This is a genomic window from Psychrobacter sp. UBA5136 (assembly GCF_002414005.1).
GTDB lineage: Bacteria > Pseudomonadota > Gammaproteobacteria > Pseudomonadales > Moraxellaceae > Psychrobacter.
Genome location: NZ_DHYG01000035.1, coordinates 21,322 through 28,929, shown reverse-complemented (window position 1 = coordinate 28,929; position 7,608 = coordinate 21,322). Strand labels below are relative to the sequence as shown.

Here is a 7,608-nt window from a genome sequence, read left to right as displayed (position 1 = left end):
TAATTGATGACACGCCCTAATATCCTGACGAATGGCGCTTTTAAAAATAACGGCGATTTTTTGCAGGACGAAATGATAACAGACTACGAAAGCATGAGCAGCAAAAATAGCTACTTTTTGTTTTTAACTCCTTATCTTTTTGACCTAATTCATAAATTTCTAGAAAATCATCGGTTGTTATAATGATGTAAGGATAGCAGGCGTAAGGATACCTAGCAGATGCCACCGCTTAAAAATTCGATTATAGTGGATAGGTCTATAACTTATTACACAAATTGAAGTTAAATACATCGAGGGAATAATTATGAAAAAATTAGGATTAATTGTCGCGGTATCGGTAGGACTAAGCGCTTGTGCTAGTGGTATGAATGGCGGGACTACGACGGGCAATTCAAACAACCATTCAAACAACATCGTCACCCAATATCCTGTTGAAGCTGCCATGCTTAATATTTACACCAAAGCTCGTAGCCAAAAATTGGTGGCAAGCGTCGGCAATCAAACGGCTTCTGCCGATATTAAAGTCACGCCCAAAGGCAGTATGATATTTAATAATAAACAAGTCCAAGGCGCTGAAGTAAACACCATCAATAAAGTCAACAATCAAGTGACTGATCAATCGGTCGCTATTAATTACTTTACCCTCAACCCATTGGTATTCCACGGTTTTACCGACAGCTCAGGCAAATATTCACTTTCCAATCAAACCACGACCATTCCTAAAATGGCAATGGTTGGCGCCTCTAGCAGATTAATCACCGAAGACGTCTATGCCGATAGCAGTATGCGTAAAAAGATAGGCACTTATCACCAAGATTGGTCTTTGAGCAGGGACAGCAATAATACTGCGTGGTTCTGTATAGAAACCTCAGCCAATCTTTTGGTAAATAATGATCCCAATGGCCGCTCGTCAGAATGCTATAAAATCAATGCGCACGGCGATATTTTAGATAGCAAGGTGACCATTAGCCAGCCTACTACTAATGGGATGAAAACGATTACCTTTACCAGTCGATAGTTTTGCAAACTAACAGCCACTATTTTGTGAGCAATTTAGGATTTACATGGACCAAATGAGTGAATGGGTGCTCGGCATCATGGCAAAGTTTGGCTACTTTGGCATTATATTTGCAATGTTTGCTGAAAACGTATTTCCGCCCATCCCGTCCGAGATTATCATGCCAGCTGCTGGTTTTGCTGCTTCCAAGGGCGATTTAAGCATCATTTTGGTCATATTGTCTGGGACGCTTGGCGCGGTGCTGGGTGCGCTGCCTTTATATTATTTAGGTCGTACCTTGGATGAGCCGCGCTTGGTCGCTTTTACTGAAAAGTACGGAAAATACGTATTTGTAAAACCTGCTGACATCACCGATGCCAATGCATGGTTTGATAAACATGGCAAAATGGCGGTATTTTTTGGGCGTATGGTGCCGGGTGTGCGTTCGCTGATTTCAATCCCTGCTGGCATGAATAAAATGGCGCTGCTGCCTTTTCTATTATTAACAGCGCTAGGTGCCAGCATTTGGACCGCAATATTGGCGCTAGCCGGATATTACTTGGGGCAAAATTATGATGCTGTCGCAGGCGTCCTAGCGCCTTATTCTAAAGCCATTGGTATATTGGCCGTGGTTATTATTATCGGTTTGCTTGTCAAACGTCGTTTATCGAGTCGAAAAGATACTGATAACAGTAAAAATAACAGTGAGTATTAACCGTAAACCCTCTCCTACTGCCAAGACAATGGTTACTTACAAACATGCGTGCTCAAAATCTTTAACGCTTAAACTCCGCAATACCTCAACTCCTCAATACCTTTCTTGCGCACTCAAACGCAAAAACACCTAGCAAAATTCATAACTCATCAGTATAAAAAACGTGAACAAATCTTGCGCAAATCATTCGCTTATCTTTAAACATTCATTTAAAATATATCTTATGGAAGCAAGTTTAGAAGCTCACTGCTTTTGTAATTTTGTTGTTAAATCTTATCACTTCTATAGTGATTTTTGCTTTTCTCGACTACTAGCACTAGGATGTTAAGAGGCGATAAAAATCGAGCTTTGTCAAATGAGCCACTTATTTTTAATTTTTGGAGAGCCTTATGCGCCTTTTTCACTCAACAACCTCTCAGCCTCAAGCCCTCAGCTATTCTAAACTTGCATTAGCTTGTCTTCTTGCCCTTAGTACGGTAGGAATGGTCGGTTGTGATAAATCAACCCCTGATAAGGCGAGCGCAACCACCGCCGAAACCACTCAAGCGACAAAGGTTAGCAAGGCGCCAAATACTAAAAATGGTGAGTTACCAGTTATTGACGCTGTTCTCACCCATGCGCCTGAAGTACCACCACCTATCGATCGTGACTATGCGGCAAAAGTCATCGTAAAAATGGAAACCGTAGAAAAAACCATGCGTCTAGCGGATGGCGTTGAGTACAACTTCTGGACATTTGGCGGGCAGGTACCGGGACAATTTATTCGCGTACGTCAGGGCGATGAAATTGAGTTTCACTTATCAAACCACCCTGATTCAAAAATGCCGCATAATATTGACTTACATGCGGTCACAGGTCCAGGGGGCGGTGCCGCTTCTTCATTTACCTCTCCTGGTTATACCTCGGAATTTAACTTTAAAGCCTTAAAGCCAGGCTTATATGTCTATCACTGTGCGGTAGCGCCCGTCGGTATGCACATCGCAAACGGTATGTATGGTCTAATTTTGGTTGAGCCAGAAGGCGGTTTACCGAAGGTTGATCGTGAATTTTATGTCATGCAGGGCGATTTTTATACCAAAGGCAACTATGGCGATAAAGGCCTACAACCTTTTGATATGGAAAAAGCGGTAAAAGAGCAGCCAGATTACGTGTTATTTAACGGTTCAGTTGGCGCGCTTACCGGTGAAAACTCATTAAAAGCCAACGTCGGTGAAACGGTTCGTCTATTCGTTGGTAACGGTGGTCCTAACTTAGTGTCATCATTCCACGTGATTGGTGAGATTTTCGACAAGGTCAACATGGAAGGCGGTAGCGCTGAAAACCATAATGTTCAAACCACCCTTATCCCTGCAGGGGGCGCCGCGATTACCCAGTTCAAAGTAGATGTCCCAGGCGAGCTTGTGATGGTTGACCATTCTATTTTCCGGGCATTTAACAAAGGTGCGCTTGGTATCATCGATGTCAAAGGTGCAGAGGACAAGAAAATATATTCAGGAAAAGTGCGTGAAGACGTCTACTTACCTGAAGGCTCAGCGGCACAAAGTCTTGGTAAAACCAATGCGCCTACGCCTGTCGTGACTGCTGCTAACAAGCAAGAAAGAATTAAAATGGGTGAGTCAGTTTACGCTAGTAACTGCGCGGCTTGTCACCAATTAAATGGTGCTGGTATACCAAAAGCCTTCCCACCATTGGCCAAGTCTGACTACCTCAACGAAGACCCCAAACGCGCCGTCAATGCTATCTTGCATGGCTTGACTGGTAAAATTACCGTCAATGGCGAAGAGTACGACAGCGTCATGCCAGCCGTTGCCCTAGATGATGAAAAAATCGCCAACGTCGTCACCTATATCATCAACAGTTGGGGCAACAAAGGTGGTGAAGTAACGCCAGAAGAGGTCAAAGCCGCTCGTAAATAATAGGGTTTTGGACAGATACTACTGACTGTCCGATAAAGATACTGTTAAAAAACAGGGTTATCGGACAGTCTTTTCACAATAGACACTTTCGTCAAATAACCAAATATCGGTACGCTAGAACAGTGTCTGACTCAATAAGCGTTTGGCACCGTCCTCTTTTTGGTTTACCAGGAGATTAGTTATGTTATGGACTTACATCACTAACACTCGCAAAAGCAACGCACACAAAAGCAACACTCGCAGCATTCACAAAAACAAAACGCTAAAAATGAACATTCGGAAGATTGTGGATACGACTGCTCGCCCGCTCACACTGTTATTGGTCGTTAGTGCTCTTAGCATAACAACCGACTTTGCGTTGATAAGCACGCAAGCACAAGCAAAAGAGCTTGTCATTCAACCCGGCACCTATCGTCCGTTATATTTGAGCAAAAATACACCGTTAGTAGCCGTCGATACATTTAAAATCGATGAGCTGCCTGTGACCAATATTCAGTTTTACCAATTTTTAAAACAAAATCCAAAGTTTCGCCAACGGGCCATTGCGCCAATTTTTGCTGACGCCGGTTATTTAAAGCATTGGATAAATACTAAAGAGGTCTCTGTGCCTAAAAAGGCGGATTTTCATAAGCCTGTGGTCAATGTGCCATGGTATGCTGCCAATCAATATTGCCGCGCTCAAAACAAGCGCTTGCCAACGGTTGAGCAGTGGGAGTACGTCGCGCAAGCTTCCACCACCCGTAAAAATGGCAGCTTAGAGGACGGCTATAACCAGCGCATACTTGATTGGTATAGTAAGTCGGCTGGCAATAAAGACCAGCTTGCTGATGTTGGACAAAGCCCTGCCAACTATTGGGGCGTCAAAGACTTGCACGGTTTGATTTGGGAATGGACAGAGAATTTTAATAACAGCTTAGTGACTGGCGAATCGCGCGCTGATAGTAACTTAAATCAGCAAATGTTTTGCGGCTCAGGCGCAGCAGGTGCGGTCGATCCGAGCGATTATGCGGCCTTTATGCGCTATGGTTTTCGCTCAAGCTTAGAGGCCAAATATACAGTCAGCAACCTGGGTTTCCGCTGTGCCAGTAGGTAATTTTTCTCAATACAGCGCCCTTTTAACCTTTTAACATAGCGCCCTACTTTTTATGCTCAATTGAATTTAATGGTATTTAAGGATTGTCTTATGAAAACAATAAAAATTATACAAAATACAAGATTGCAAAATACAGCGGCTCGTCCATTGACTCAGGTGTCTCATGCTATCAAACTAACTTTAGCTGCTGGACTATGCTTTGGTTTACTTGCTTGTAGCAATCCGAATGCGACTAAGTTGGCGACGATACAAGACAGTCAACCTGCTACTACTTCTGAATCTAAAGTCGCGACAGATACTCATCATGATATGAAAAACATGGATCATCAACAAATGAAGCATGCAGATATGAATGCGCATGAACCTGCAGAAGCCTTGGGACAAAATTATTCTATTTATCAGGTAGGCGGCGACTGGACAGACCATCGTGGTAATACTTTTGCGCTTGATAGTCTTGCAGGTAAAAATCAAGTAGTGGTGATGGCTTATACCAGCTGTCAGCATACCTGCCCTATCTTGGTGCAGTCGATGAAACAGATGTATAAAGAGATGACGCCAGAAGCGCGGGCGCAAACGGAGTTTTTATTAGCAACATTGGACACCGAACGCGATACCGCCGAGGTGATGAAAAACTTTGCTGAGCACAATGGGCTTGGCGATAACTGGCGTCTGATTCGTAGCGATGATGCCAGTACCCGTATGCTTGCCAACACCTTGAATATCAAATATCAATTTGCTGATAATGGCGATAATAACCACTCTAACCTGATTTCTGTCTTGGATAAAGAAGGTCGCTTAGTCGCCCAAGGTGTTGGTGTTGCGGATTCTGGCATTAAACCATTGATTGAGTATTTAAACCGCCAAAGCTAAGCCTTTTTTGACGCGCATATCGCCGGTTTCAACGTAACGCTGATGCCAAGACAAAGATTCATCGAGCAAGTGAGGCGTTTGCATACCAGCGGTCTTGGCTGCACGATCATAATAATCTTGCAGCATCGGACGATAATCGGGATGGGCGCAGTTATCAATGATTTTTTGCGCGCGCTGACGCGGTGATAAACCGCGTAAGTCCGCCAAACCTTGCTCAGTAACGATGACCATGACATCGTGTTCGGTATGGTCAACGTGTGACACCATAGGCGTGATGCACGAAATCGCGCCGCCTTTGGCAACCGATGGACTTACAAACATTGAGGTGAAAGCGTTACGCGCAAAGTCGCCAGAGCCGCCCAAACCATTCATCATATTAGTGCCCATGACGTGGGTTGAGTTGACGTTACCATACAAATCACATTCAATCATCGCATTGATGGCAAGCACGCCAAGACGACGTGAAACTTCAGGATGGTTGGTGATTTCTTGTGGACGTAAGATAATACGTTTGCGCAATTCTTCGATATTGGCATTAAAACGCGCTAACGCCTCAGGACTTAACGACAAGGCTGTGGCAGAAGCTTGGGTCATTTTACCCGACATCACCAAATCCAACATACCGTCTTGTAAGACTTCGGTATAGCCAGTTAAATTTTCAAACGGACTGGCTTGCAAGCCTGCCAATACCGCATTGGCAACGTTACCGACGCCAGACTGGATGGGCAATAGACTGGCTGGCATGCGACCTTTTTTCACTTCTTCATGGAAAAAGTCAATGATATAGCCAGCAATTTTGTTTGAACATTCATTAGGAGCAGCAAATTTGCTATTGCGGTCTGGCGAATCGGTCAAAACCACAGCGACGACTTTATCCAAATCACACGTCAGGTACGGTTCGCCAATACGCTCGCCCGGGGTAGTAATCGGGATCGGTTTGCGATACGGCGGCACACCAATGTCATCAAAAACATCGTGCATACCTTCTAATAAGAGGCTTTGACGGCTGTTTACTTCCAAAATAATCTGATCAGCATTGTGCAGCCACGCGTTATTGGTGCCGATAGAAGTAGAAGGAATCAGGCGACCATCCGGCAAAATACCCGCCACTTCAACCACCGCCATGTGCATGTCACCATAAAAACCAAAGGTACTTTGCTGAGCGACGTGCGATAAATGCATGTCAAAATAATGGGTGTCGCCGGCGTTGATTTGCTTACGTAGCGCAGACTCCGACTGGTAGGGCGTGCGCATCTTGATACCATTGGCTTCAGCCAACACGCCGTCACATTCTGCGGCAGTCGATGCGCCAGTTAACAACCCGATTTTGAATTCTTCGCCGCGAGCTTGGGCCGTTTTTATACGCTTGGCCAACGCAGCTGGGACGGCTTTTGGATAACCTGCTCCCGTAAAACCACTCATGCCAACATTCATATCATGGAAGATAAATGTCGCTGCTTGCTCCGCAGACATGATTTTTTCACGCAAACCTTCATGACGAACGCGCTCTTCGTGGTTGATTGTACTCATACCTTTTTTCCTAGTAACTTCCCTATTAACATCAAACCCTCATAATAATGAGACGTTTGATACCGAAACAGCAATAAAATACAAGGCAGTATATTAACAACTTTATAATAAAAGACAAGTTGACTGGCTCGGGTTTTAATATTGGTATTTAAAAAATAACTTTTTTAATTAACATTAGTTTATAAGTCAAATAAAAAATAAAATTCGTTTTTTTGAATTTTTTTATGATATTGATCTATATTTTTTAGGGTGGCAGGAATAAAAACTCATGTGTCTATGCAGCGTTAAAAAAGATTTTTAATTAAACGCTAGGAAGCAGTAAAATTCATTCTATTTTTGAGGAAAATCTAGCGCTGGCTAAGCCGTGCCTGCCAACCATATTTAGCCATATTCCTTATAAAAAATATTTTTTTGTTTTTAAATTGAAGCATTTAGGGAAATGAAAATCATTAAAAAATAGTTAAATAAATAGTATCTCTCAAAAAGA

Annotated in this window: 6 protein-coding genes; 5 read left to right on the top strand and 1 reads right to left on the bottom strand. The window is 43.4% G+C overall.

The window, feature by feature from the left end:
• The first annotated feature begins 304 nt into the window (after nucleotides 1-304).
• The 5 genes from B4240_RS04980 (at nucleotide 305) to B4240_RS04960 (ending at nucleotide 5,591) form a co-directional block, all read left to right on the top strand.
• Complete coding sequence (locus B4240_RS04980) at nucleotides 305-1,018, top strand: hypothetical protein (RefSeq protein WP_296237130.1); 714 nt, start codon at nucleotides 305-307, stop codon at nucleotides 1,016-1,018.
• Between the two features lie 46 nt (nucleotides 1,019-1,064).
• Nucleotides 1,065-1,712: a DedA family protein gene (locus B4240_RS04975; protein ID WP_296237129.1), complete on the top strand. Its 648-nt coding sequence runs from the start codon at nucleotides 1,065-1,067 to the stop codon at nucleotides 1,710-1,712.
• 389 nt (nucleotides 1,713-2,101) lie between these two features.
• The gene (gene nirK, locus B4240_RS04970; protein WP_296237128.1) at nucleotides 2,102-3,628 is read left to right on the top strand and encodes a copper-containing nitrite reductase; all 1,527 of its coding nucleotides are present in this window, start codon (nucleotides 2,102-2,104) and stop codon (nucleotides 3,626-3,628) included.
• 286 nt (nucleotides 3,629-3,914) lie between these two features.
• Complete coding sequence (locus tag B4240_RS04965; protein WP_296237127.1) at nucleotides 3,915-4,721, top strand: formylglycine-generating enzyme family protein; 807 nt, start codon at nucleotides 3,915-3,917, stop codon at nucleotides 4,719-4,721.
• A 90-nt stretch (nucleotides 4,722-4,811) separates the two neighbouring features.
• A complete protein-coding gene (locus B4240_RS04960) occupies nucleotides 4,812-5,591 on the top strand; it encodes an SCO family protein (protein WP_296237126.1) in 780 nt (259 codons plus the stop codon).
• Here the strand turns inward: B4240_RS04960 and B4240_RS04955 are convergent.
• Nucleotides 5,574-7,121: an acetyl-CoA hydrolase/transferase family protein gene (locus tag B4240_RS04955; RefSeq protein ID WP_296237125.1), complete on the bottom strand. Its 1,548-nt coding sequence runs from the start codon at nucleotides 7,119-7,121 to the stop codon at nucleotides 5,574-5,576. The two genes, B4240_RS04960 and B4240_RS04955, sit on opposite strands and share 18 nt — an antisense overlap.
• Nucleotides 7,122-7,608 lie beyond the last annotated feature (487 nt).

Bases quoted from the DNA above. Each gene is read 5' to 3' on its own strand.
- B4240_RS04980 (WP_296237130.1), top strand. From the start codon at position 305: ATGAAAAAATTAGGATTAATTGTCGCGGTATCGGTAGGACTAAGCGCT.
- B4240_RS04975 (WP_296237129.1), top strand. From the start codon at position 1,065: ATGGACCAAATGAGTGAATGGGTGCTCGGCATCATGGCAAAGTTTGGC.
- nirK (WP_296237128.1), top strand. From the start codon at position 2,102: ATGCGCCTTTTTCACTCAACAACCTCTCAGCCTCAAGCCCTCAGCTAT.
- B4240_RS04960 (WP_296237126.1), top strand. From the start codon at position 4,812: ATGAAAACAATAAAAATTATACAAAATACAAGATTGCAAAATACAGCG.
- B4240_RS04955 (WP_296237125.1), bottom strand. From the start codon at position 7,121: ATGAGTACAATCAACCACGAAGAGCGCGTTCGTCATGAAGGTTTGCGT.